20 protein-coding genes are annotated in these 21,644 nt (G+C 68.9%); 3 read left to right on the top strand and 17 right to left on the bottom strand.

From position 1 onward, the window contains the following. Positions 1 to 14 precede the first annotated feature (14 nt). Positions 15 to 1,136, top strand: coding sequence for a PP2C family protein-serine/threonine phosphatase (locus AB0N06_RS19190; protein WP_366135865.1), 1,122 nt, complete (start codon positions 15 to 17; stop codon positions 1,134 to 1,136). A gap of 185 nt (positions 1,137 to 1,321) precedes the next feature. Here AB0N06_RS19190 and AB0N06_RS19185 read toward each other — a convergent pair whose 3' ends face one another. The 6 genes from AB0N06_RS19185 to AB0N06_RS19160 form a co-directional block, all read right to left on the bottom strand. Beyond that, positions 1,322 to 1,882 carry an alpha/beta fold hydrolase gene (locus tag AB0N06_RS19185; protein ID WP_366135864.1) on the bottom strand — a complete coding sequence of 187 codons (561 nt, stop codon included), beginning with the start codon at positions 1,880 to 1,882 and terminating at the stop codon, positions 1,322 to 1,324. Then, positions 1,879 to 3,210 (bottom strand): MFS transporter, encoded by a 1,332-nt coding sequence (locus tag AB0N06_RS19180; RefSeq protein ID WP_366135863.1) that lies wholly within the window; start codon positions 3,208 to 3,210, stop codon positions 1,879 to 1,881. Before AB0N06_RS19180 ends, AB0N06_RS19185 begins: the two co-directional genes overlap by 4 nt. Positions 3,211 to 3,240: 30 nt before the next feature. Beyond that, the gene (locus tag AB0N06_RS19175; protein ID WP_366135862.1) at positions 3,241 to 4,158 is read right to left on the bottom strand and encodes a TauD/TfdA family dioxygenase; all 918 of its coding nucleotides are present in this window, start codon (positions 4,156 to 4,158) and stop codon (positions 3,241 to 3,243) included. Between the two features lie 61 nt (positions 4,159 to 4,219). Continuing rightward, positions 4,220 to 5,191, bottom strand: coding sequence for a quinone oxidoreductase (locus AB0N06_RS19170; RefSeq protein WP_366135861.1), 972 nt, complete (start codon positions 5,189 to 5,191; stop codon positions 4,220 to 4,222). A 105-nt stretch (positions 5,192 to 5,296) separates the two neighbouring features. Beyond that, positions 5,297 to 6,355: a 3-keto-5-aminohexanoate cleavage protein gene (locus AB0N06_RS19165; protein ID WP_366135860.1), complete on the bottom strand. Its 1,059-nt coding sequence runs from the start codon at positions 6,353 to 6,355 to the stop codon at positions 5,297 to 5,299. 375 nt (positions 6,356 to 6,730) lie between these two features. Next, positions 6,731 to 7,753, bottom strand: a complete 1,023-nt coding sequence (locus AB0N06_RS19160; RefSeq protein ID WP_366135859.1) for an AraC family transcriptional regulator — start codon at positions 7,751 to 7,753, stop codon at positions 6,731 to 6,733. Positions 7,754 to 8,048: 295 nt separating this feature from the next. Here AB0N06_RS19160 and AB0N06_RS19155 point away from each other — a divergent pair, with 295 nt between their 5' ends. Beyond that, positions 8,049 to 9,554, top strand: a complete 1,506-nt coding sequence (locus AB0N06_RS19155) for a long-chain fatty acid--CoA ligase (protein ID WP_366135858.1) — start codon at positions 8,049 to 8,051, stop codon at positions 9,552 to 9,554. A gap of 21 nt (positions 9,555 to 9,575) precedes the next feature. On the opposite strand, the gene AB0N06_RS19150 is transcribed toward AB0N06_RS19155, so the two are convergent. From AB0N06_RS19150 to AB0N06_RS19120, 7 genes are all read right to left on the bottom strand, one after another. Then, entirely contained in the window at positions 9,576 to 10,172 is a 597-nt protein-coding gene (locus AB0N06_RS19150) for a hypothetical protein (protein WP_366135857.1), read from the bottom strand. 13 nt (positions 10,173 to 10,185) lie between these two features. Beyond that, the gene (locus AB0N06_RS19145) at positions 10,186 to 11,349 is read right to left on the bottom strand and encodes an ROK family glucokinase (protein WP_366135856.1); all 1,164 of its coding nucleotides are present in this window, start codon (positions 11,347 to 11,349) and stop codon (positions 10,186 to 10,188) included. Positions 11,350 to 11,484: 135 nt separating this feature from the next. Continuing rightward, positions 11,485 to 12,339 carry an ATP-binding cassette domain-containing protein gene (locus tag AB0N06_RS19140; RefSeq protein WP_366135855.1) on the bottom strand — a complete coding sequence of 285 codons (855 nt, stop codon included), beginning with the start codon at positions 12,337 to 12,339 and terminating at the stop codon, positions 11,485 to 11,487. Further along, positions 12,306 to 13,358 carry an ABC transporter permease gene (locus AB0N06_RS19135; protein ID WP_358857340.1) on the bottom strand — a complete coding sequence of 351 codons (1,053 nt, stop codon included), beginning with the start codon at positions 13,356 to 13,358 and terminating at the stop codon, positions 12,306 to 12,308. Before AB0N06_RS19135 ends, AB0N06_RS19140 begins: the two co-directional genes overlap by 34 nt. Next, positions 13,355 to 14,338, bottom strand: a complete 984-nt coding sequence (locus AB0N06_RS19130) for a sugar ABC transporter substrate-binding protein (protein ID WP_366135854.1) — start codon at positions 14,336 to 14,338, stop codon at positions 13,355 to 13,357. The genes AB0N06_RS19135 and AB0N06_RS19130 overlap by 4 nt, the downstream gene beginning before the upstream one ends. Before the next feature lie 194 nt (positions 14,339 to 14,532). Next, positions 14,533 to 15,549, bottom strand: a complete 1,017-nt coding sequence (locus AB0N06_RS19125; RefSeq protein ID WP_366135853.1) for a substrate-binding domain-containing protein — start codon at positions 15,547 to 15,549, stop codon at positions 14,533 to 14,535. Positions 15,550 to 15,641: 92 nt separating this feature from the next. After that, positions 15,642 to 16,400 (bottom strand): GntR family transcriptional regulator, encoded by a 759-nt coding sequence (locus AB0N06_RS19120; protein WP_366135852.1) that lies wholly within the window; start codon positions 16,398 to 16,400, stop codon positions 15,642 to 15,644. Positions 16,401 to 16,620: 220 nt separating this feature from the next. On the opposite strand from AB0N06_RS19120, the gene AB0N06_RS19115 reads away from it, so the two are divergent. Then, positions 16,621 to 17,628, top strand: a complete 1,008-nt coding sequence (locus AB0N06_RS19115) for a Gfo/Idh/MocA family oxidoreductase (protein WP_366135851.1) — start codon at positions 16,621 to 16,623, stop codon at positions 17,626 to 17,628. Between the two features lie 141 nt (positions 17,629 to 17,769). Here the strand turns inward: AB0N06_RS19115 and AB0N06_RS19110 are convergent, their stop codons facing one another. The 4 genes from AB0N06_RS19110 to AB0N06_RS19095 all read right to left on the bottom strand — a co-directional run bounded on the left by AB0N06_RS19110 (position 17,770) and on the right by AB0N06_RS19095 (position 21,546). Next, positions 17,770 to 18,189, bottom strand: a complete 420-nt coding sequence (locus tag AB0N06_RS19110) for a PaaI family thioesterase (protein WP_366135849.1) — start codon at positions 18,187 to 18,189, stop codon at positions 17,770 to 17,772. Between the two features lie 16 nt (positions 18,190 to 18,205). Continuing rightward, positions 18,206 to 19,384: a cytochrome P450 gene (locus AB0N06_RS19105; RefSeq protein ID WP_366135848.1), complete on the bottom strand. Its 1,179-nt coding sequence runs from the start codon at positions 19,382 to 19,384 to the stop codon at positions 18,206 to 18,208. 201 nt (positions 19,385 to 19,585) lie between these two features. Then, the gene (locus AB0N06_RS19100) at positions 19,586 to 20,329 is read right to left on the bottom strand and encodes a response regulator transcription factor (protein ID WP_366135847.1); all 744 of its coding nucleotides are present in this window, start codon (positions 20,327 to 20,329) and stop codon (positions 19,586 to 19,588) included. After that, positions 20,326 to 21,546, bottom strand: coding sequence for a histidine kinase (locus AB0N06_RS19095; RefSeq protein WP_366135846.1), 1,221 nt, complete (start codon positions 21,544 to 21,546; stop codon positions 20,326 to 20,328). Before AB0N06_RS19095 ends, AB0N06_RS19100 begins: the two co-directional genes overlap by 4 nt. Positions 21,547 to 21,644 lie beyond the last annotated feature (98 nt).

Raw genomic sequence — 21,644 nt, 5'->3', positions numbered from 1 at the left:
GCCCGGGAGGTCCCGTGCCCCATAAGCGTCCGAAGACACTCGCGCGTCCCTTCGAGACCATCGAACCACCGCGCAACGCCGAAGTAATGATCCGCGTGGCGTCAGTGACCTTCCTGGTGCTGCTCCTCGGTGCCCTGTCCGAGTCCCCGGTGTGGCTTCTCGGACTCCTTGTATTCCTGCCGGGGACGGCGTCCGCGCTGTGCACCGTACGCCAGACGAAGTTCGTGTCTGCATGGACCACGCTTGTGGTCACCGTCACCGTGCTGGTCCGGCACGGTGACGGGCGGTCGTGGCTCGACAGGATCCTCATGATGCTGCTCACTCTCGCCCTGGGCGCGGCCTCCGTCTACGCCTGCCACCGCCGTATCCGCCGCGAGCACGAGATGCTGCGGCTGCGCTCCACCGCTGCTGCAATGCAGCGCCACATCCTGCGCCCTCTGCCTCTGCTCACCGACGACGTCCTGGTCGACGGCGTGTACGAGCCCGTACAGGAGGACCGGCTCGTCGGCGGCGACATCTACGACGTCGTCGTCTCTCCGTGGGGAACCAGGGTTCTGATCGGCGATGTCCAGGGCAAGGGCCTGCCCGCGGTCGGCGCCGCGTTCGCCGTCATCGGCGCCTTCCGTGAGGCAGCCCACCGGGAGCCCACCCTGACCGCGCTCGTCGATGCCCTCGATGCCTCTGTCGTACGGCACAACTCCTACGCCGCACAGACCGGCGACGACGAACGGTTCGTCACAGCGCTCGTCATCAACATCGACGCGCACGACGAGGTACAAGTCATCAACTGCGGACACATTCCGCCCCAGTTGCTGCACAACACCACCGTCATCACGCCGGCCCTCGGCTCCGGCGTCCCCCTCGGTCTCGCCGAGCTCGCCGCCGAACCCGCGACCGTCGACTGGTTCACCTTCCCACCCGGCGCGACGCTGCTGCTGACCACCGATGGGCTCACCGAGACCCGCGACGCCGACGGCACGTTCTACCCCGTCACCGAACGCCTCACCGAGCGTGTATCTCTCTCCCCCACCGACCTGCCGCACGCCCTCTACGACGACGCGCGCGCGTTCGCCGGAGAGGGCGGCCAGCACGACGACGTCGCGATCCTGTCCGTCCGGCGGTCACCGTTCCGCTGAGTACGTCACGGCGCACATCACGCAATCGACCGTTACGCCCGCCCAGGATGGGTGATGGCACCCTCGGCGCTCACATCTGCGACATGCCCCCCTGGAGTGGGCGCACGGCTCCTCCCACCCAGGAGAGCGGGCAGGAGGAGCGAGGAGAGCGCGGCCGGACGTCAGACGGACACGTCAGCCAGACCTCAGCTGAGCTCGCGGATGAACTCTTCCGCCCGAGGCCATTCGCCGTAGCCGGATGCAGGGTTGAGGTGTCCGACCGGGCCGAGATCCACGAGACTGCTCCCCCATGCCCGGGCGAGATCGGCGACGCGACTGAAATCGGCCAGGGGGTCGTTCGTGCTCGCCGCGACGATGCTGGGGAAAGGCAGGGTTGTCCGCGGCGCAGGCAACCAGCCGTTTTCACGCAGGGCCTCCGGAGTCGGGTAGCCCTCGGGCAGCGGCGTGCCGAAGTCCGGCGGTGCCGCCAGCAGCGCGCCCTTGACCGGACGCCGGTGTCGTTGTGCCCAGTGCACGGTGGTCATCACTCCGGCGCTGTGGGCGACCACGACGACCGGCCCGGAGATGTCCGACAGTACTTCGTTCAGGGCGGCGACCTGAACGCTGCAGCTCAACCTGCCCCTCGTCAACGGCGGAACGGTAACGGCCTTGGCGATCTTCTTGGTCAGGATGGTCTGCCAGTGGTCCGGCATGTGATCGCGCAGTCCGGGGACGATGACGACCGTCGGCGATACGGTGAGACTCATGACGACAGCTCCGGGTTCGTGAGAGTCACGGCGGGAAGAAGCCCCAAGCGGCGTAGATCGTTCTCGTAGCGGAGCTTGCCGATGACGAAGGCCGCGCCGCTCAGGACCGCGACACAGGGGACCAGCTGCAGTGCGCCGAGCAGGCCCATGCGGTCCGCGAGCATGCCCGTCACCGCGGGCCCCGGGGCAAGCCCGAGCAGGCTGTTGGCCAGGGTGAGCGTGGCCATGGCCGTCGCCGCGACAGCGGCTGGGGTCAAATTCGCCACCATGGCGGCCGCCGGACCGGCCGTGGCGTTGGACAGCAGGGTCCCGGCGCCGATCAGCAACAGTTGCGGCGGGCCGACCGGCAGGTGGAATCCGGCCGTCAGCAGCACGAACGACCCGAGACTGCAGATGATCGCGACGGTCCACTTCCGGGCGCCGATCCTCCGGCTGAGGCGGTCGGTGACGAACCCGCAGAGGATCATGCCTATCCCTGTGATCAATGCGAAGGCCCCGGCAATCACGCCGGCCTTCGCCGGAGGCATGGCGTAATAGCGGTTGAGGAAGCTGGGCATCCAGGCGAGCAGAGCCATCGCAATGAACATCTGCAGCCCGCTACCGATGTAGGCGCAGATCACGGAGACCGAGGAGAACAGCCGCGGCAGCAAGGTCCGGACCGGGGCCCGTTCGCCGGATGCGCCGCTGCTGCCGCCGGCACCTGAACCCAGTCTCTTTTCCGTGACCACCATGCCGTAGATCGCGGCCATGACCAGTCCGGCGACCCCCATGACGCCGAACGCCCATCGCCAGCCGAGTTGCTGGGCGACGACGCCACCGATCGAGACGCCCAGCACAGATCCGAAGGCGCCTCCCGCGATGAACGCGCCGGAGAGTGTGGCCCGCAGGGTGACGGGAAAGATGCTGAGAACCACCGCGATGCCGACACTCCCGTAGGCCGCCTCGCCGACACCGACCATGAACCGCCCCAGGAACATCTGGCCGTAGCTCGCGGCAACGGCGCAGCCCAGCGTCGCCAGACTCCACACTGTCGCGGCGATGACCAGGCTCTTGACCCGGCCCCAGCGGTCCGCCAGGAGCGACAGGGGGAAGGTGAGCACACCCACCATCAAGGCCACGATGCCGCTGAGAGAACCCAACTGGGCATCGGCAAGCTGCCACTCCGCCTTCAGCAGAGGAAAGACCGCGTTGAGGACCTGCCGCGACATGTAGTCGATCAGCAGGAGCGCAAAGCTCAATGCGAACACCAGCCGGGCATAACCGCGAGATACAGCCGGCAGGGCGTGAGACGTGCCCGGCACGATCGTGCCGGCAGTGTGAACTCCCATGGGCGTCACCTTCTCGTCTCTGGTCAGGGCTCAGAAGGGCCTGTCGCCGACGATTCCGGCGCGCTCCATCTTGCGGACGGCGGGCCAGTAGTCCTGGACGGCGTAGTGCTGTGTGGAGCGGTTGTCCCAGACGGCGAAGCTGTTCTTCTGCCAGCGCCAGCGCACCTGGTACTCGGGGACGGCCGCCTGGCTGATCAGGTAGTTCAGGAGGTTGTTCGCCCCGGGCGCGTGGTCCTGGCCGAAGCGCACGTTCTCGGGCGTATGGAAGTTGACGAAGTGCGTGGTGAAAGCGTTGACGAAGAGGATCTGCTCGCCGGTCTCCGGGTGGGCGCGCACCACCGGGTGCTCGGGGTCCGAGTACCGGGCCTTCAGCTGGTGGCGCTGTTCCATGGGCATGACGGCGCCGAAAGTCGCCTCGATGCTGTGCCGCGCGCGCAGACCCGCGATCTGCGTCTTGATGTGCTCCGGCAGCCTGCGGTAGGCCTCGGCCATGTTGACCCAGACCGTGTCTCCGCCGACCTCGGGCGTTTCCACACAGCGCAGCACGGCCCCCATGGGCGGGCACTCGCGCCAGGTCCCGTCGCAGTGGAGCGCGTTCTCGTAGTGCTCGGGCTTGCTGTCCAGGTCCTTGTAAATGCGGACCAGCCCCGGGTAGTCCGGATCGCTGCCGGCAACAGGGTGGTCCTCCAGCGGGCCGAAGCGCGAGGCGATGGCGACGTGCTCGGCGCGCGTGATGTCCTGGTCCCGCAGGAAAAGGACCTTGTACTTCAGCAGCAGTTCCCTGAACTCGGCGAACAGGTCGTCGTCGCGCGAGGCGTCGCCGAGGTTCACTCCGAAGAGCTCGGCGCCGATGGTGCAGGTCAGCGGCTCAACCTTGATCGATGTACGGAGAACGCCCGGGCGCACCAGGGCGGGCGTGGCTTCCTTCGGGTGGACTGTCCGGGGCATGGCTCACTCCTGGGGTGATGTGCGAGGCACGGCGTTTTCGAAGGTGCGCGGCACGGAGTGTTCAGAGGACGAAAACGGAAGATCCCGTGGTCCGTCCCGCTTCCAGATCGCGGTGTGCCTGTACCGCGTCCTGGAGGGAGTAGCGCTGATTGATCTGGATCTTGATACGTCCGGACGCGACATGCCCGAACAGCTCGCCCGCCAGGGCGTCCCGCTCGGCGGGTTCGGCGATGTAGTCGGCCAGCGCGGGCCGGGTCACGAACAGCGAGCCGTGGATGGCGAGTTGCATGGCGTCGAGGGGCGGCACACCGGAGGCCGTGCCGAAGCACACCAGCAGACCGCGGCGCTGCAGCGAGGCCATGGATCCGGCGACGGTGTCCTTGCCGATGCTGTCGAAGACGACGGGAACTCCGGCGCCTGCAGTCAGCTCTCGCACCCGCTCGGCCACGTCTTCGCGCCGGTAGTAGATGATGTGTTCGCAGCCGTGCGCGCGGGCGACCTCGGCCTTCTCCTCGCTGGAGACTGTGCCGATCACGGTGATTCCGAGCAGCTTCGCCCACTGGCAGACGATCAGGCCGACGCCCCCCGCCGCCGCATGGAGCAGTACGGTGTCGCCGGCCTTCAGCGGATGGATCCGGCGCATCAGATAGGCGGAGGTGAGGCCGCGCATGGTCATCGCGGCGGCGGTCTCGCAGCTGATCCCGTCCGGCAGCTTGATCAGCGACCCGGCGGGCATGACCCGCTCGGTGCTGTAGGCGCCCAGCGGACTGCCGGTGTAGGTGACGCTGTCGCCCTCGGCGACATGCGTCACCCCCTCGCCCACAGCCTCGACCACACCGGAGGCCTCGACACCGAGCCCCGCAGGCAGCGGAGCCGGGTACAGACCGGAGCGGAAATAGGTGTCGGCGAAGTTGAGTCCGACGGCGACGTGCCGGATCCTTACTTCGCCCGGGCCAGGGTCGCCGACGGTGACCTCCTCCCACCGCATGACATCGGGGCCGCCGGTCTCATGGAAGCGAATGGCGTGTGCCACAAGTTGCTCCGTCTGCTCGTATGTGGGTACGGCGGTCGCGGGCCGACCCGGATCAGCTGGGGCGGATGCAGGATCGGCCCCGGGACCGCCTCTGGTGGGGGTGGGTCAGCTCTTGACGTCGCGCAGCATGAAGCCGCGCCGCCCGGGGCGGCGGTTGGGCACCATGCCGAGCTGGGCCAGGGTCTCGTCCGCGTCCGCGTACCATTCGCCGATCTTGTAGATCTTCTTCGCCTCCTGCCCGGTGGCGATCTCACGGCCGAGCGCATCGGCGACCTGAACCATCTGCTCGACCTGCTTCACGGAGGACATCCGCTCGCCCTTGCGCCGCCACAGATTGTCCTCGTTGCCCACCCGCACGTGCGTGCCCAGGGCGATGCCGATCGCGTTCATCGGCGCCACCGCGCGCATGGAGGCCTCGATGGTGAGCACAGCGCCGTCCGGGACGCGTCGGATGAACTCGATCAGGTCGGCCGGATGCCGGCCGGCGAACCCGCCGCCGATGGCAACGTAGTTGAGCACGAGCGGCCCGCTGTAGATGCCCTTGCGGATAAGCCGCTCCACGGTCTCCAGCTGTGCCGTGTTGGCGAGTTGGAAGTGCGGCTGGATGCCGTTGACGCGGAGCCGCTCGAGGTGCTCCAGGTAGAAGTCCGGTCCTGCCTCGACCACCATGTCCCGGTAGGCCTTGTAGTACGCCGGCTTGGCCATCGAGGTGCCGTCGATGTCCTCGTCGTCGAAGAGCTCGACGATGTTCATCTGGTTGGTGTTGATCGCGATCGTCACCTGGTCCGGCCTGGGGGTGATCTCTGCCAGCATGTGGCGAGTGTCGTAGCTCAGCCACTTGGCATCGGAGCCCTCGTCCTCGGGGGCGAAGGAGATCGATCCACCGATCTGGAGGACCATGTCCGGCACGGCTTCACGCAGCCGGGCCATCAGCTCGTTGAACATGGACATGCGCTTGGAGCCGTGACCGTCCAGCTCGCGCACGTGAATGTGCAGCACCGTGGCGCCGGCGTTGTAACAGTCGACCGCCGCCTGCACGTGCTCATCCATGGTGAGCGGAAGGTCGTCGGCGTCACCGGGCAGCCACTCCGGCCCGTAAGGGGCCGCCTGGATCACCAACTTCTCCTGGTTCTCCGGATACAGGGAGTCGTCGAGGAAGTGCACGGTCCATCTCCTTTGTCGGACGGGTCTTCACTCGCCGCGCGCATCGCTGTCCGCCATGCGGTGCCTGAAGGGCATGGCGAGGGGCGGAGTGAGCTCGCAGACCGGGGTCCCAGGCCCGTTGGGCGGCTCAGATACGATCAGCGGCTCCGGAAGGAGCACGCGGCTGCAGCAGGGTTCCTGCTCGTCCTTGTGGGGCCGTCGGTGTCCCCTGCGGTAATGCAACGTTAAGGGCCGGTTACGCGCCACGCTTGCCCCTGGGTGACAAGTGACTTATCAGTTGGGGACAGGCTTTGCCCCTGTCGGCGTCCCCCGGTCAAGGAAGGCCCAGGGCGAGGCGGCGGGGCGCTCCGACCTCCGGCTCTTGATCGCCGGTGATCACTCCTCGCCGGAGTGCTGCTGCCTGGCCCTCCCGAGGCGCCACTCCCTCGGGCTGCTGCCGAACTGCTCACGGAACCAGCGTGAGAAGCCGCTCGGTCCGGAGAATCCCAGCAGCCCGGAGATCTCCGTCAACGAGCGGCGCGGGTTCGCCACGAGCTGCTCCGCGAGCTCGGTACGCGTCGCGTTGAGGAGAGAGGAGAACGTCTCACCCGAACCCGCCAGGTAGCGGTGGACGGTTCTCCGGTCGACGCCGAGGCTGGATGCGACCTGCTCGATCGAACAGCGCCCGCTCGGCAGCAGGACTTCGATCAACTCGCGCACGCGGTCCCGTACGGTCGTGTCCCTCGAGACTGCGATGGACTCGAAATACTGTCGCGCGTAGTTCCGGAGCAGCGGGTCCGACATCGTATTGGGAGTGTTGAGGTCGCTTGTGCAGAAAACGATCCCGGTGAATTCCTGGTCGAATTCCACTACCGGACCGAAGATGTGCCGGTGGGTACCGAGATCCTTGGGAGCGCTGTGCGTGAAACACACGGAGTCCGGCTGCCACCGAGCACCGAGGAAAGTGCGGAGAACTCCATGGAAGGCGCCCACGGCCAGCTCCGTGGCCTGCCGGGCTTCCATTGCCCCACCCAACTCCAGGCCCACCTTGAGGGTAGTCAGGCCACGTGCCTCGGAGAGTCGGCTACGGAGCATTTCGTTGTACATGTAGTCATATCGCATAAGTAACCCGAGTGCGCTGCGAACATCGGGCTCCTCGCGGATGACCAAGCTGATGGGGCCGAGATTGGCGAAGCGGCGGCGCTCAGCGAGGAGCAGGCCGAAGTCCTCGCGGTGCGAGGCCGCCGCCGAGAGTTCAAGCAGCTGGGTCACGGCCACGCCAGAGATCCATCTGTCCTGGACCGCGAGGCCCACGGGGTCCAGACCCACGCTCTTCATCAGCGCCCGCGGGTCGATGCCGAGGGACTGGCTGAGCTCGACGTAGCTGTTCAGCGCTGCGTTGCGGACCAGTGGCTTCAAGGGCGCACTCCAAGGCTCTGTCCCCAAATGGTAAGTAAGGTGTCACGTCAAGTAAAGCGATGCGCCAGGCCGTGACCTAGCGTTGCACCACTCCGATGGAGCTCGCCTCCCGGATTCGACGTCCAGGCCGACCGGAATTCCCGCGGAGAACACCATGGCAAATACTCCAACCATTGACCAGCCCCCTGGAAAAGTGGCACGGAATCCTATGCAGATCAATAACCCCGGGAGGAATGTTCTGCTGCTCCCGCAGCCATAGGTGACCGCTACCTACTCCAATCGAAGGGGAAGCCGAATGAACAACCTCGCCTCACTCCTGGCGGAATCCGCCTGGGCCGATGGCGGCCGCATCGCCATTCGCCAGGACGAGATCGTCCTCACCTATGCCCAACTGAACGATGCAAGTGCCCGGGTCGCCACCCTGTTGCAGGCCAAGGGCATCCGGCCGGGCGATCGCGTGGCGTTGGTCATGCCCAACGTCACCTACTTCCCCATCGCGTACTACGGCATCCTCCGCGCAGGCGCCGTAGTGGTGCCGATGAACCCACTGTTGAAAGCCCGTGAAATAGAATTCACCCTCCGGGATTCCGGATCCCGCATCGTGGTGACGTTCCCGCTGTTCGCGGACGAGGTCACAACGGCCGCCGCAGAGGTCGGGGCCGTATGCCTGGTCACAGACCCAGCGGCATTCGACATCCTGGTGCAGGCCACCGAACCCATGCCCGAGATCGTCGACCGGGCAGAGGACGACACCGCCGTGATCCTCTACACCTCGGGCACAACAGGGACCCCGAAGGGCGCCGAACTGACCCACCGCAACCTGATGACCAACGCGGCCACCACGGTCGAGACGCTGCTCCACGTCGGGCCGGACGACGTACTGTTCGGCGGCCTGCCACTGTTCCACGCGTTCGGGCAGACCTGCGCCCTCAACACAGCCGTCGCTGCGGGCGCCACCCTGACTCTGCTGCCGCGATTCGAGCCGACGAAGGCGCTGGAGATCATTCACCGGGATGGGGCCACCGTCTTTCTGGGCGTCCCCACGATGTACACAGCCCTGCTCCACGCAGGGATCCCCGACGGCTATGACCTCTCACGGCTACACCTGGCCGTTTCCGGCGGCGCTTCCTTGCCGGTCGAAGTACTCCACGGCTTCGAGCGGGATTTCGGCGTCACCGTGCTGGAGGGCTACGGACTCTCGGAGACTTCTCCGGTCGCCTCATTCAATCCTCCGGACCGGCCACGCAAGGCCGGCTCGATCGGGCTGCCCATCCGCGGGGTCGAACTGAGGCTCGTCGCGGACGACGGCACCACGGCCGGACCGGGCGAAGTCGGTGAGATCGTGATCCGCGGCGAGAACATCATGAAGGGCTACTGGAACCGTCCCGGCGCGAGCACGGAAGCCATCCGGGACGGGTGGTTCCACAGCGGTGATCTCGCCCGAGTCGACGAAGAAGGCTACTACTTCATCGTCGACCGGAAGAAAGACCTCATCATCCGCGGCGGATACAACGTCTACCCGCGCGAGATCGAGGAGGTGCTCTACGAACACCCTGCCGTCGCCGAGGCGGCAGTGGTCGGCGTGCCTCACCAGGTGCACGGGGAGGAGGTAGCCGCCGTAGTAACACTCCGGGATGGTGCACGGACCACGGCCGATCAGCTGCGCAACTACGTCAAAGAGCGGGTGGCTGCCTACAAGTACCCACGGATCGTCACGTTCGCCAACGGGCTCCCCAAGGGAGCCACGGGCAAGATCCTCAAGCGGGAAATCGCCCTCCAGCACCAGGCGTTCGAGGGCTGAGGGCGCCTTGTAGGCCTCCGGTCAGGGGGTGGCCGCGGACACTACATATACGACAGGGGATGCCGGATCGGTCATGTCGACGGTGATGCTCTGGGTGGGACGCGGGTCCTTGTTGGTGTGCGTGGTGCCCGCCCAGTCGGTGCCGGGGCCGAAGTACCAGCCAGCGATCTTGGCGTCGCGGGCGCTGACGGTGACCTCGCCGTCCTGCAGGGCGGCGCGACCGCTGCCGAGACGGCTCAGGAACCGGTCGAGCCCGGCGGACGACGTGCGGAACTGCACGTACATCCGGCTGGCCTTCCAGTTGTTGGTCTCGTAGTACTGGACGTCCACGGCGTTGCCGGGAATCGGCAGTTCGAAGATCCTTCGCTGCGTCCGGGACGGCCAGCCCTCGCGCATCCCCTGTGCGGCGGCCTCGGCCGCCTTGTCCTGGCCGGAGCTGCGGCTCTGCTCTGCGGAGATCAGCAGATAGCCGGCCGGGACGCCGATCAGCAGCACGATGATGGTCGCCGTGATCAGGCGCCGGCGGATCATCCGACGCCGGTCCTGCGGGGGCCTGCCGCCGTCCTCGCCGGGTGGCGAGGGCTGGCGCGGCACAACGGGGTGCTCGGCTGTGGTCATGTTCTGGGAATCCCTAGGAGGTGCGGGTGTTGCGCGTGGAGCGGATGGTGCTCGCGGCCTGGTCGTAGATCTGCGCGTACCGCTCGTACCGCTCGACGCGACGGCGGTTGGTACGGCGGAACCTCCGCGCGACCAGCCGGGCCAGGTCGGCGGCGCCGACCATGCCTGCCTCCGGGCCGAGCTGCGCCTTGGCGATCCGGGCCTCGGGGCGGTAGCCGCGGCCGGTGAGATGGCGTTTGAAGGCGTCCCTGGCGGGGCCGATCAGCAGATCGTCCGCGGCGCTCACACCGCCGCCGATGACGAAGCAGGAGGGGTCGAGCGCGGCGGCCAGATTGGCGAGGCCGACGCCGAGCCACTGGCCGATGTCCTGGAGGAGCTCGATGCACATCGCATCGCCCTCCCGGGCCAGTTCGGTGATGAGCGGCCCGGTGATCTCGGGGATGTTCCCCTTGACGCGCTCGATGATGCCGTGGGCGACCGGGGAGTCCGCGGCGGCCAGCTCCCGGGCCTCGCGGACCAGGGCGTTGCCGGAGCTGTACTGCTCCCAGCAGCCGCGGTTCCCGCAGGGGCAGCGGTGCCCGCCGGGCACCACCTGCATGTGGCCGAACTCACCGGCGACGCCGTACTTGCCGCGCTTGACCTGACCGTCCTCCAGGATCGCGCCGCCAATCCCGGTGCCGAGCGTGATCATGACCAGATGGTCCTCGCCGCGCCCGGCGCCGAAGCGCCATTCCGCCCAGGCGGCGGTGTTCGCGTCGTTGTCGACCATGACGGGGACGACGAGGCGGGAGGCGAGGGCGTCCCTGAGGGGTTCGTCGCGCCAGGCGAGGTGCGGGGCGAACAGCACCCTGGAGCGGTCCGCGTCGACCCAGCCCGCCGCGCCGATGCCGACGGCGTGCACATCGTGCCGGTCGGAGAGATCGAGGACCAGCTCGACGATGGTGTCCTCGACGACCTTGGGGCTCTTGGACTTGTCGGGCGTCTCGGTGCGCAGCTGCTCCAGGATGTTGCCGTCGGCGTCGACGACGCCGGCCATCACCTTCGTACCCCCGATGTCGATGCCGACGGTGGGCACTCGGGGCGCGGTGAGGTGCGAGCGCCGCTCACGGGTGCCGACGGTCCGCAGGACGGTGGCGCGGGCGGAGCCGCGGTGTGTGAAGTCGCGGTACGTGCTCATCGTCCCTGCGGGGTCGGGGGGCCGGGTAGTGGTGCTCCCGGCGACGGACGGCGCCCGTCAGGCTCGATTCTGCCACTGCCGGGGCTCCGGGCGGGCGGACCGGGTCCGCGACGCCGCCCCCATGTGCCGGTCGGTCTAAGGAGTGTCGTCGGTGTACGGGCGCCCCGGTGACGTGGCCCGCCGCAGCTCGTGGCTGAGCTCATCGAGCTCGCTGCCGCCCGCCATCTGGCGGGTCAGCTCGTCCAGCGTGATGCCGTTCTTGGCGTGGCTGCCGGACATGGCACCTCGCTTGAGCAGCACGAACCGGTCACCGACCAGATACGCATGGTGCGGGTTGTGCGTGATGAGAACCACGCCGAGTCCGGCGTCCCGAGCGGCCGCGACGTACTTGAGCACGACCCCGGACTGCTTGACGCCGAGCGCCGCGGTGGGCTCGTCCAGGACGAGCACCTTGGCACCGAAGTAGACGGCGCGGGCGATGGCGACGCACTGGCGCTCGCCGCCGGACAGGGTGCCGATCGGCTGGTCGACGTCGCGCAGGTCGATGCCCATGCGCAGCAGTTCCGAGCGGGTGGTCTCGCGCATCTGCCGGACGTCGAGCCTCTTGAACGGGCCGACACCCGTCGTCGGCTCGGAGCCGAGGAAGAAGTTCCGCCAGACGGGCATCAACGGGACGACGGCCAGATCCTGGTAGACCGTGGCGATGCCCCGGTCGAGGGCGTCGCGCGGATTGGCGAGCGTGGTCTCCTCACCGTCGATGAGGAACGTGCCGGCGTCGTGCCGGTGCAGACCCGCGATGATCTTGATGAGGGTGGACTTGCCCGCGCCGTTATCGCCCAGTACGCAGGAGATCTCGCCCGCGTGGACCACCAGCGAGACGTCCTGGAGCGCCTTGATGTTGCCGTAGAACTTGCTGACGTGGTCCAGCTCGATCAGCGCCGGGGGGGCCGGGGTCGTCATTTCGTCGCCTCCGCGCGCTTGCGTACCCATGCGTTGAGCAGGGTGGCCAGGAGCAGCATGGCTCCGAGGAAGAACTTGAACCAGTCCGGGTTCCACTCCGCGTAGACGATGCCCTTGCTGGTCATGCCGAAGATGAACGCGCCGACCGCCGAGCCGATGGCGGAGCCGTAACCTCCGGTGATCAGGCAGCCACCGATGACGGCCGCGATGATGTACGTCAGCTCGTTGCCGACGCCCTCACCGGACTGCACCACGTCGTACGAGAACAGCAGATGCTGCCCGGAGACCCAGGCGGCGAAGGCGACCCCGAGGTACAGCCCGACCTTGGTACGGATCACCGGGACGCCGACCGCGCGGGCCGCGTCGGCCTCGCCGCCGACCGCGAAGATCCAGTTCCCGAAGCGGGTACGGAGCAGGATTCCGGTGGCGATCGCCACCAGCACCGCCCACCACAGGATGGTCACCTTGAACTCGACCCCGCCGACGGTCCACTCCGAGGCGAAGACCTTGCGGGCCGAGCTGAAGCCCTCCATGTCGCCGATGGACTTCGTCGACACGGTGCCGCTGATCAGCTTGGTGAAGCCCAGGTTGAGACCGGTCAGCATCAGGAACGTGCCGAGCGTGATGATGAAGCTCGGCAGTTTGGTGCGGGTCAGCATGAGCCCGTTGAACGCGCCGATGGCCAGGGTCACCAGCAGCGACACGAAGACGCCGACCCAGACGTTGGCCGTCATCTGATAGCTGAACATCGACGAGACCAGCGCGGAGCTGGTGACCAGCACACCGGCGGAGAGGTCGAACTCGCCGCCGATCATCAACAGGGCGACCGGCGCCGCCATGATCCCGATGGTGGACGCCGCGTACAGCACCGTGCCCAGGCTGGACGCGCGCAGGAAGCTGTCGGCGACGATCGAGAAGAAGAGGAAGACGGCCGCGGCGCCGACGACCGATCCGAGTTCGGGGCGGCCCAGGAGCCTGCGCAGCGGTGAGGTGCGCAGCAGCCGCTCGTCGGCCCCGGACGGGGCGGGTGGTTGCTCCGTCGTGGTCATCGGGTCCCCCGCTTCGTGTACTCCGCCAGCTCGGCGGCGTCCTTCGAGGTGATGATCTGCGGGCCGGTGAGGACGGGGCGGCCGCCGCCGAGCGCATTGCGGTTGTAGCGGTAGAGCCAGAGCAGGTCGACGGCCTCGTACCCCTGGAGGTAGGGCTGCTGGTCCACGGCGAAGCCCAGGGTCTTGTCCTGAAGTCCGGCGGCGACCTTGGCGTTCAGGTCGAAGGTGTCGATCTCGGCCGTCGACCCTGCGGTCTGCTTCGCCTTCACAGCGGCGTCGGCGAACGGCGCACCGAGGGTGACGACCGCGTCGATGCTCTTGTCGGCCTGGAGCTTCGCCTCGATGGACGCCTGGACGTCGGGCATGTTGGTTCCCTCGACGTACAGGTTCTGCATCTGTCCGTCAAAGGTCTTCTTCGCCCCGGCGCAGCGCTGCTCGTGCCCGATGTTGCCCTGCTCGTGCAGGATGCACAGGGCCTTCTTGCGGCCGCGCGCGTTGAGCTCGTCACCGACGGCCTCGCCCGCGATGGACTCGTCCTGGCCGATGTGGGTGAGCGCGCCGAACGCCTTGGACTCCGCGGAGCCCGAGTTCACCGTGATCACCGGTATCCCGGCCCGGGTCGCCTTGGCGACGACATCCTTCAACGCGTCGGGCTTGGCGAGCGTGACGATCAGCCCGTCGACCTTCTGGTCGATGGCGGCCTGGACGAGCTGGGCCTGCTGCTGCGCCTCGTCGCTGTGCGAGTACAGGAACTTGATGTTGTCCTTGACGGCGGCCTGCTTCGCACCGTTCTGGACGATGTCCCAGAAGGTGTCGCCGTCGCCCGAGTGCGTGACCATGGCGAAGGTCCAGCGGGGTGTGTTCACCGCGGACCGGCCTTCGGCGGCGGCCTGGGCCGCGCGCTCCTCCGCCCGCTTGCCACCGGTGCTGCTGCATCCCACGAGGGAGGCCCCGAGCACCGCCGCAAGCACGGCGCCCATCGCACGTACCCCTGTCCGAACCCTTGCCACGACGTGGTGCCCTTCTTGTGCTGCTCGCTGTGCTGCTTGGTGCCGACCGGGGGTGTTACCGACCGGTCGTGCTGGCCAAGTATCCCCGAGCCCGACTCGGCGCCGCCCGGCAGGGGCGGGCCGTGTGTGCCGGCACGGAGTGGGCACGGCGGTCCGCACGCGGGTCACCGGGTACCGCGCGCGGTGTACTTCTCCAGCTGCGGCACGTCGGCGGCGGTGACGATCGCCGGGCCGGTGAGCACGGGCTTTCCGCCGCCGATGACGTTTCCGTTCGTCCTGTCGAGCCACAGTTCGTCGACGGCGAGATAGCCCTGGAGGTAGGGCTGCTGGTCGACGGCGAAGCCGACCTCGGAGGCCTTCAGCCGCTTGACGACCTCGGCGTTGAGATCGAACGTGTCGACCTCGGCCGTGGAGCCGGAGCCCTCCTTGGCCTTGACGGAGGCGGCGGCGAACGGCGCGCCGAGGGTGACGACCGTGTCGATGCCGTGGTCGGCCTGGAGCTTCGCCTCGATGGAGGACGTGGAGGCGGGCATGTTGGTGCCTTCGATGCCGAGGTTCTCGACGCTCCCCTTGAAGGTCTTCTTCACCCCGGCACAGCGCTCCTCCAGCGACACATTGCCCTGTTCGTGGATGACGCAGAGGGCCTTCTTGCGGCCCCGCTTGTTGAGCTCCTCACCGACGGCCTCGCCGGCGACCTTCTCGTCCTGCCCGATATGGCTGATCGCGCCGACGCCCTTGGAGAACTGCGCGCCCGAGTTGATGGTGACGACGGGGATGCCTGCCTTCACGGCCTTGGCGACGACGTCCGCCACGGCTTCCGGTTTGGCGAGAGTGACGACGATCCCGTCGACCTTCTGGTCGATGGCGGCCTGGACGAGCTGGGCCTGCTCCTTGCCCTCCTTGTTCGCGGAGTACAGGAACTCGACGTTGTCCTTGGCCGCCGCCTGCTTCGCGCCGCTCTGGACGATGTCCCAGAAGGTGTCGCCCTCCCCCGAGTGCGTGATCATCGCGATCTTCATCCGGGGTGTGGAGACGCCCTTGGCTCCCTGCCCGCTGCCGCTGCCGGACCTGTCCTCGGAGCTCTTGCCGCCGGAGCTGCTGCATCCGCCGACGGCGGCGGTGACGGCGAGGCTGATGGTGCAGATGGCGATCAGGGGTGCTGCCTTGCGAGGAGTACGCATGGTGGGTCCGCCTTCTCTCCCGGCCGCCCGAGTGCGGCTTCGGGAGTTGTAGCGAGGAGCGGGGACCCCGTCAACGGGCCGATATGCGGGCGTCAGCGGACAAGCAGCTGGAAATCGAAGGCGTAGCGCGACGCCCGGTAGATGTGCGAGCCGAATTCGACCGCCCGCCCGGTGTCGTCGTACGTGGTGCGTTCCATGGTCAGCAGCGGCGCGCCCTCGGGCTCAGCGAGCTGTGCCGCCTCCTCGGCCGTGGCGAGGCGGGCGCCGACGGTCTCGCGGGCGCTGTGCAGGGTGACTCCGGCGGCCCGCAGCATCCGGTAGAGGCCGGTGGCCTCCAGTCGCTCGGTGGACAGGTCGACGATGCCGGCCGGCAGGTGGTTGCGGAGCAGGGCCATCGGTTCGCCGTGCGCGGACCGCAGCCGTTCGACGAGGTGGACCTCGGTGCCTTCCGGGACGCCGAGCGCGGCGGCGGTCGCGGCGGGGGCGGGCTCGACCGTGTTGCGCAGGACGCGGGTGGTGGGGCGCTGCCCGGCGGCCTCCAGGTCGTCGTACAGGCTGCTCAGTTCGAGCGGACGTCGGACCTGGCTGTGGACGACCTGGGTGCCCACCCCGCGGCGACGGACCATCAGCCCCTTGTCGACGAGCGACTGGATGGCCTGGCGGACGGTGGGGCGGGACAGGCCGAGCCGGGCCGCGAGCTCGATCTCGTTGCCGAGAAGACTGCCGGGGGCGAGCCGGCCCTTCTCGATGGCCGCCTCCAGCTGCTGGGCCAGCTGGTAGTAGAGCGGGACCGGGCTGCTGCGGTCCACGCCGAGTTCGAGGGCGACGGGGTCGGCAGTGGGTTTGGACACGGCAGGAGCGTAGCTGTCACGTCCGGAACACCGGTAGTCAGGTCGTCCTGTTGTCCGGACAATCCGGGCGCTCGCGCCTCATCGCGTCGCTCCGCCCGTGACACCGATGTGACACCGAAGCCGTACCGGGTGTGGGTGCGGCGGCTCGAGACATCGAACACACCCCCATTTGTCAGGACATATAGTTGACAGCGCAGCTGGTGGGCGGCACGTTGGGTCCATGCGTATCGGACTCATCGGCACCGGCCGGATCGGTTCCTTCCATGCGGGCGCGCTGGCCCGCCACCCCGAGGTGGACACCCTCGTGGTGACGGACATCGACAGAGCGCGGGCGGCCGGGATCGCGGACCGCATCGGCCACGCGACAGCCGTCGGGTCCGTGGCCGAGGTGCTGGGCGCGGGGGTGGATGCCGTCGTGATCGCCTCGGCCACCTCGGCCCATGCGGAGCTGATCGGACTGGCCGCACGGGCGGGCCTGCCGGCGTTCTGCGAGAAGCCCATCGCACTGGATCTGGCGGGGACGCTGGGCGCCCTGCATGAGGTCGAGCGGGCCGGGAGCGTGCTCCAACTGGGCTTCATGCGCCGCTTCGACGCCGGGTACAGTGCGGCGCGCACCGCCGTGCGGAGCGGGGCGCTCGGCAGGCTCCACACCGTACGGGCCATGACGTCCGATCCGGCGCCGCCGCCCGCCGCATATCTGCCGCACTCCGGAGGCCTGTTCCGGGACTGTCTGGTCCATGACTTCGACATCCTGCGGTGGGTGACGGGCCGGGAGGTGGTGGAGGTGTACGCCACCGGTTCGGATGCCGGTCCCGCGATGTTCCGGGCGGCGGGCGACGTCGACACGGCGGCGGCGCTGCTGACCCTCGACGACTCCTCACTGGCGACGGCGACGGCGACCCGGTGCAACGGCGCCGGGTACGACGTACGGATGGAGCTGGCGGGCGAGCTCGACCAGGTCGCGGTCGGTCTGGACGACCGTATGCCGCTGACGTCGGTGGAACCCCAGGGCCCCGCCGCCCCGGCCAAGCCGTGGCCGGGGTTCCTGGAGCGGTTCGCCGCCGCGTACGAGGCGGAACTCGACGCGTTCGTCCAGGTGGTGCGAGGCGAGGCAGCCAACCCGTGCGACGGCCGGGAGGCTCTGCACGCGCTGCGGATCGCGGAGGCGTGCGAGCTGTCCCGGCGCGAGCACCGGCCGGTGGCGGTGGCGGAGATCCGCACCGACTGACGGTGCGGGCCCCGCTACCAGGCGACCGGCAGCCGCTCGCGGCCCCGGATCGGCATGCCTCTGCGGTCACCGAGCGCGGCGAGATCGACGACGTCCGCGGCTTCGGTCGCCTCGGTCGCCCGACTGGCCAGGAGGGGCCCTTCAGCGCGTCTCGGCGGAGAGCACGGTTCCCTGGGCGACCGCGCACAGGGCTTCCGCACCGCCGTCCGCCACGGCGAACAGATCGCAGCGGACCACCGCCTGGCGACGGCCGGTGTGCACGACGGCGGCGCGGGCGATCAGGGTGCGACCGGTCGCCGGACGGATGTACTGGATCGAGAAGCCACCGGTCAGTACGGCCGGCCCGAGGGTCGTTCCGGCGGCGAAGGTGATCGAGTTGTCGGCGGCGTAGGACAGCACGCCGCCGTGCACAAAGCCGTTCTGCTGCTGGAGTTCCTGCCGGATGTCCACTTCGAGGGTGGCGGCGCCGTCCCCGAAGGCGGTGATCCGTGCCCCGACGAGCCCGCTGAACGGCTGGCTGTCGAGGACCTTCTGCGCCATCTGTATGTCAAGTCCGCTCATGACACGCCTTCTTACCTCACCAGCGCACCGGCAGGTGCCGGACCCCTCGGATCAGCATCCCGGGCAGCCAGTCCAGCTCCGCACCAGCCGGGTCGAGTGCGAGTTCCGGGCACCGCTCCAGCAGCGTACGGATCGCGATCCGGCCCTCCATACGGGCCAGCGGCGCCCCCATGCAGAAGTGCATGCCGTGGCCGAAGGCCAGGTGGCCCTGGGCGTCCCGGCGGATGTCGAAGTGGTCCGGGTCCGGGTAGCGAGCGGGGTCGCGGTCGCCACCGGCCAGGGCGACCAGGACCGCCTCGCCCGCCGGAATGGTCCGGTTGCCGATCTCGACCGGCTCCTGGGCGAAGCGGAAGGTGGCGGTCTCCACCGGACCGTCGTACCGGAGCATCTCCTCGACCGCGCCGTCGATCAGATCGAGGTCCGCACGGAGTGCGGCGAGTTGTCCGGGGTGGGCAAGCAGGGCCCGTACCCCGTTGGAGATCAGATTGACGGTGGTCTCATGTCCGGCGACGAGCAGCAGAAAGGCCATCCCGACGAGTTCGTCGGGCGACAGTCCGTCACCCTCCTCGTCCCGCACCCTGATCACCGCGCTCATCAGGTCGTCGCCGGGCGCGCACCGCTTGTCCTCGATGAGCTCCACGAGATAGGCCCCCATCGCGCGGACCGCTTCGCTTCCGGTGTCCGCGGACGTCGGGGCGACGATGCCGTTCGACAGCAGGCGGAACCGGTCGCGGTCCAGGTCCGGCACGCCGATCAGCTCGCAGATGACGGTCATCGGCAGCGGGAAGGCGAGCGCGTCGACGAGGTCACCGCGCCCGGCGGGCACCATCGCGTCGAGCAGTTCGTCGGTGATCTGCTGGACCCGTGGCCGCAACGACTCGATCCTGCGGGCGGTGAACTCGCGGGCGACGAGTTTGCGCAGCCGGGTGTGGTGCGGTGCGTCCATCTCCAGCATGTTGGCGTCGATCGGCTCGCCGTCACCGGTCCAGAGGTCCGAGGTCCGCCAGTCCTTGCTGAGCCGTTGGTCGGCGAGGGCCGCGCGGCCCTCCTCGTACCCGACGATCAGCCAGATCCGCTTGGCGTCATCGGTGCGGATGGTGTGCACCGGTCCCGCGGAGCGCAGCTTCGCGTACGTCGGATAGGGGTTCGCGGTGAAGTCATGGACCCCGCGAAGATCGATGTCGACTGCGGACACGTTTCCCTCCCGGCCGGCTCGGTTCGATCGCCCCGGATCGAACCGTCTCACCCTAAGGGCTGTCCCGTCGTCCCTGGTGGATCAGCGCGCGGCGTCAGATGCGGTCCATCGCAAGGCGGAGGGGCGTTCTCGACTGGGCGTATTCGGGCGTTCCGACAACGCAGCGAGGTGCCGTAGCTGTCGTCGTGCGCCCGCCAGGGATTACGGGACAGCCCTCAGGTGGCCCGGCCCGTCGTCCTCCTCGTCGAGCAGCCCCGCGTCGTGCACCAACAGCGCGATCTGGACACGGTTGTTGAAGTCGAGCTTCGCGAGAATGCGTGACACATTCGTTTTCACGGTGGCCACGCTGAGACAGAGGCTTGCGGCGATCTCCGCGTTGGAACAGCCGCGTCCGACGGCGACCGCGACCGCGCGCTCCCGCTCGGCGAGACCGGCGATCCTCCGGCGTGCCCGCTCGGCCCGGCCCGCGCGGCCGTCAGCGCCGGTCCCCGCTGCGACGCCCGCGGCCAGGTCCATCAGCTGCCGGGTGACGGCGGGCGACAGCACGGGGTCACCGGCCGCGACCCGGCGCACCGAGTCGACGATCTGCGCGGGCGGCGTGTCCTTCAGGACGAATCCTGCGGCCCCGGCGCGGATGGCCCGCAGCACCTGCTCATCGGCGTGGAAGGTGGTGAGGACGACGACCTCCGGGGCGTCGGGGCGGCTGCGCAGCGCCTCGGTCGCGGCCAGTCCGTCCATGGTCGGCATCCTGATGTCCATCAGCACCACGTCGGGGCGGAGCCGGTCGACGAGGTCCGCGACCTCGGAGCCGTCCGCTCCCTCCCCCACGATGACGATGTCGGCGGCGCCGCCCAGCATGAACGTCAGCCCGGCCCGCACGAGCGGATCATCGTCGACGATGAGCAGCCGCACGGGCTGGGCCGGAGGATCCAGGGGGTTGGTCATGAGGTCCACGGTAGCCAGGCCCGGATCCCGAATCCGCCGTCGGGTTCGGGCCCGTGGTCGAGGCGGCCCCCGGCGAGGGTGGCGCGCTCGGTCAGGCCGATGAGGCCCTGGGCGGAGCCGGGGACCCGCTCGAACGGTTCGACGGGCGCCGGGTTGCGCACCTCGATGGTGAGACCGTCGCCCGGACCTCCGGTGACGGTGACGGTGACCTCGGCTCCGGGGGCGTGTTTACGGGCGTTGGTCAGGCCCTCCTGCGCGATGCGGTAGACAGTGCGGCCGGTGGCGGCGGGGGCGGCGGCCGGGTCGGCGATGCGGTTGTCGAGGGTGACCTTCATGCCGGCGAGACGGGACTCGGCGATCAGCGCGTCGAGGGTGGCGAGGGTGGGCTGCGGCCGGTTGCCCTCCCCATTGTCGCCAGGGCTGCGGAGGACGCCGATGATCTCGCGGAGGTCCTGGAGCGCCTCGTGCGCGCTGTCCCGGATCACCCCGGCGGCCCGGCCGACCTCGGCCGGGGGCGCGTCGGGGCGGAATTCGAGGGCGCCCGCATGGACGCTGAGGAGGCTGAGGCGGTGGGCGAGGACGTCATGCATCTCTCGGGCGATGGCCTCGCGGGCCAGCCGCTGCGCCTGCTCGGCGCGGAGCTCGGCCTCGGTCTCGGCCCGGCGTGCGCGCTCGCGCAGGGTGACGACGAGCTGACGTCGGGACCGCACGACCATGCCCCAGCTCAGCACCAGCAGGACCAGCAGCACACCGATGATCGTGGAGGCGGCGAACGAGGCGTTCGGGTCGGGGCGCAGATACGGCTGTACGGGGGCGACGGCCAGGGCCAGCGCACCGATGGCGGCCACCGGTTTGAACGGCCGGTGCACCGCCACGCTGAACAGCGCGACGAGCATCGCCCCGGCAGCGACCGGTTCGACGGTGGTGAGCAGCGTCAGGGTCACGGCCAGTCCGACCGGCCACCGGCGCCGGGTCCACAGCGCGCAGCAGGCCGCGGCGCCGATCAGCGAGTCGATGAGGACGACACCGTCGGGGGTGGTGCGGTCGGCGTCGATCGCGGCGGCCGCGAGCAGGCCGAAGCCGGCCGCACAGAGGAAGGCCGTGATGTCGACGACCCAGTCCCGTACCGTGCGGCGCGCCCGGCGGCCGTGGTCGCCGGGCAGCTCGGGATCGGCCATGGCCGAGGGCAGCAGCCAGCGGTACTCCGTACGCGTCATATCGACAAAATTACTCAAGTGACGGGTTCGTACCGGCCGTGCGGGAGCGGGAAGCCACCAAAGTTGCCGGATCGGATACTTTCGGCGCCGTGCCGCAG

The sequence above is a fragment of the Streptomyces sp. NPDC051020 genome (assembly GCF_040683105.1).
Classification (GTDB): Bacteria; Actinomycetota; Actinomycetes; order Streptomycetales; family Streptomycetaceae; genus Streptomyces.
This window is presented reverse-complemented; position numbering and strand designations above follow the sequence as displayed.

Excerpts from the sequence above, each read along its gene's own strand:
- AB0N06_RS19135 (WP_358857340.1), bottom strand. The coding sequence starts at position 13,358 with ATGACCACGACGGAGCAACCACCCGCCCCGTCCGGGGCCGACGAGCGG.
- AB0N06_RS19185 (WP_366135864.1), bottom strand. The coding sequence starts at position 1,882 with ATGAGTCTCACCGTATCGCCGACGGTCGTCATCGTCCCCGGACTGCGC.
- AB0N06_RS19150 (WP_366135857.1), bottom strand. The coding sequence starts at position 10,172 with ATGACCACAGCCGAGCACCCCGTTGTGCCGCGCCAGCCCTCGCCACCC.
- AB0N06_RS19115 (WP_366135851.1), top strand. The coding sequence starts at position 16,621 with ATGCGTATCGGACTCATCGGCACCGGCCGGATCGGTTCCTTCCATGCG.
- AB0N06_RS19175 (WP_366135862.1), bottom strand. The coding sequence starts at position 4,158 with ATGCCCCGGACAGTCCACCCGAAGGAAGCCACGCCCGCCCTGGTGCGC.
- AB0N06_RS19110 (WP_366135849.1), bottom strand. The coding sequence starts at position 18,189 with ATGAGCGGACTTGACATACAGATGGCGCAGAAGGTCCTCGACAGCCAG.
- AB0N06_RS19095 (WP_366135846.1), bottom strand. The coding sequence starts at position 21,546 with ATGACGCGTACGGAGTACCGCTGGCTGCTGCCCTCGGCCATGGCCGAT.
- AB0N06_RS19145 (WP_366135856.1), bottom strand. The coding sequence starts at position 11,349 with ATGAGCACGTACCGCGACTTCACACACCGCGGCTCCGCCCGCGCCACC.
- AB0N06_RS19180 (WP_366135863.1), bottom strand. The coding sequence starts at position 3,210 with ATGGGAGTTCACACTGCCGGCACGATCGTGCCGGGCACGTCTCACGCC.
- AB0N06_RS19155 (WP_366135858.1), top strand. The coding sequence starts at position 8,049 with ATGAACAACCTCGCCTCACTCCTGGCGGAATCCGCCTGGGCCGATGGC.
- AB0N06_RS19100 (WP_366135847.1), bottom strand. The coding sequence starts at position 20,329 with ATGACCAACCCCCTGGATCCTCCGGCCCAGCCCGTGCGGCTGCTCATC.
- AB0N06_RS19125 (WP_366135853.1), bottom strand. The coding sequence starts at position 15,549 with ATGCGTACTCCTCGCAAGGCAGCACCCCTGATCGCCATCTGCACCATC.
- AB0N06_RS19140 (WP_366135855.1), bottom strand. The coding sequence starts at position 12,339 with ATGGGTACGCAAGCGCGCGGAGGCGACGAAATGACGACCCCGGCCCCC.
- AB0N06_RS19130 (WP_366135854.1), bottom strand. The coding sequence starts at position 14,338 with ATGGGCGCCGTGCTTGCGGCGGTGCTCGGGGCCTCCCTCGTGGGATGC.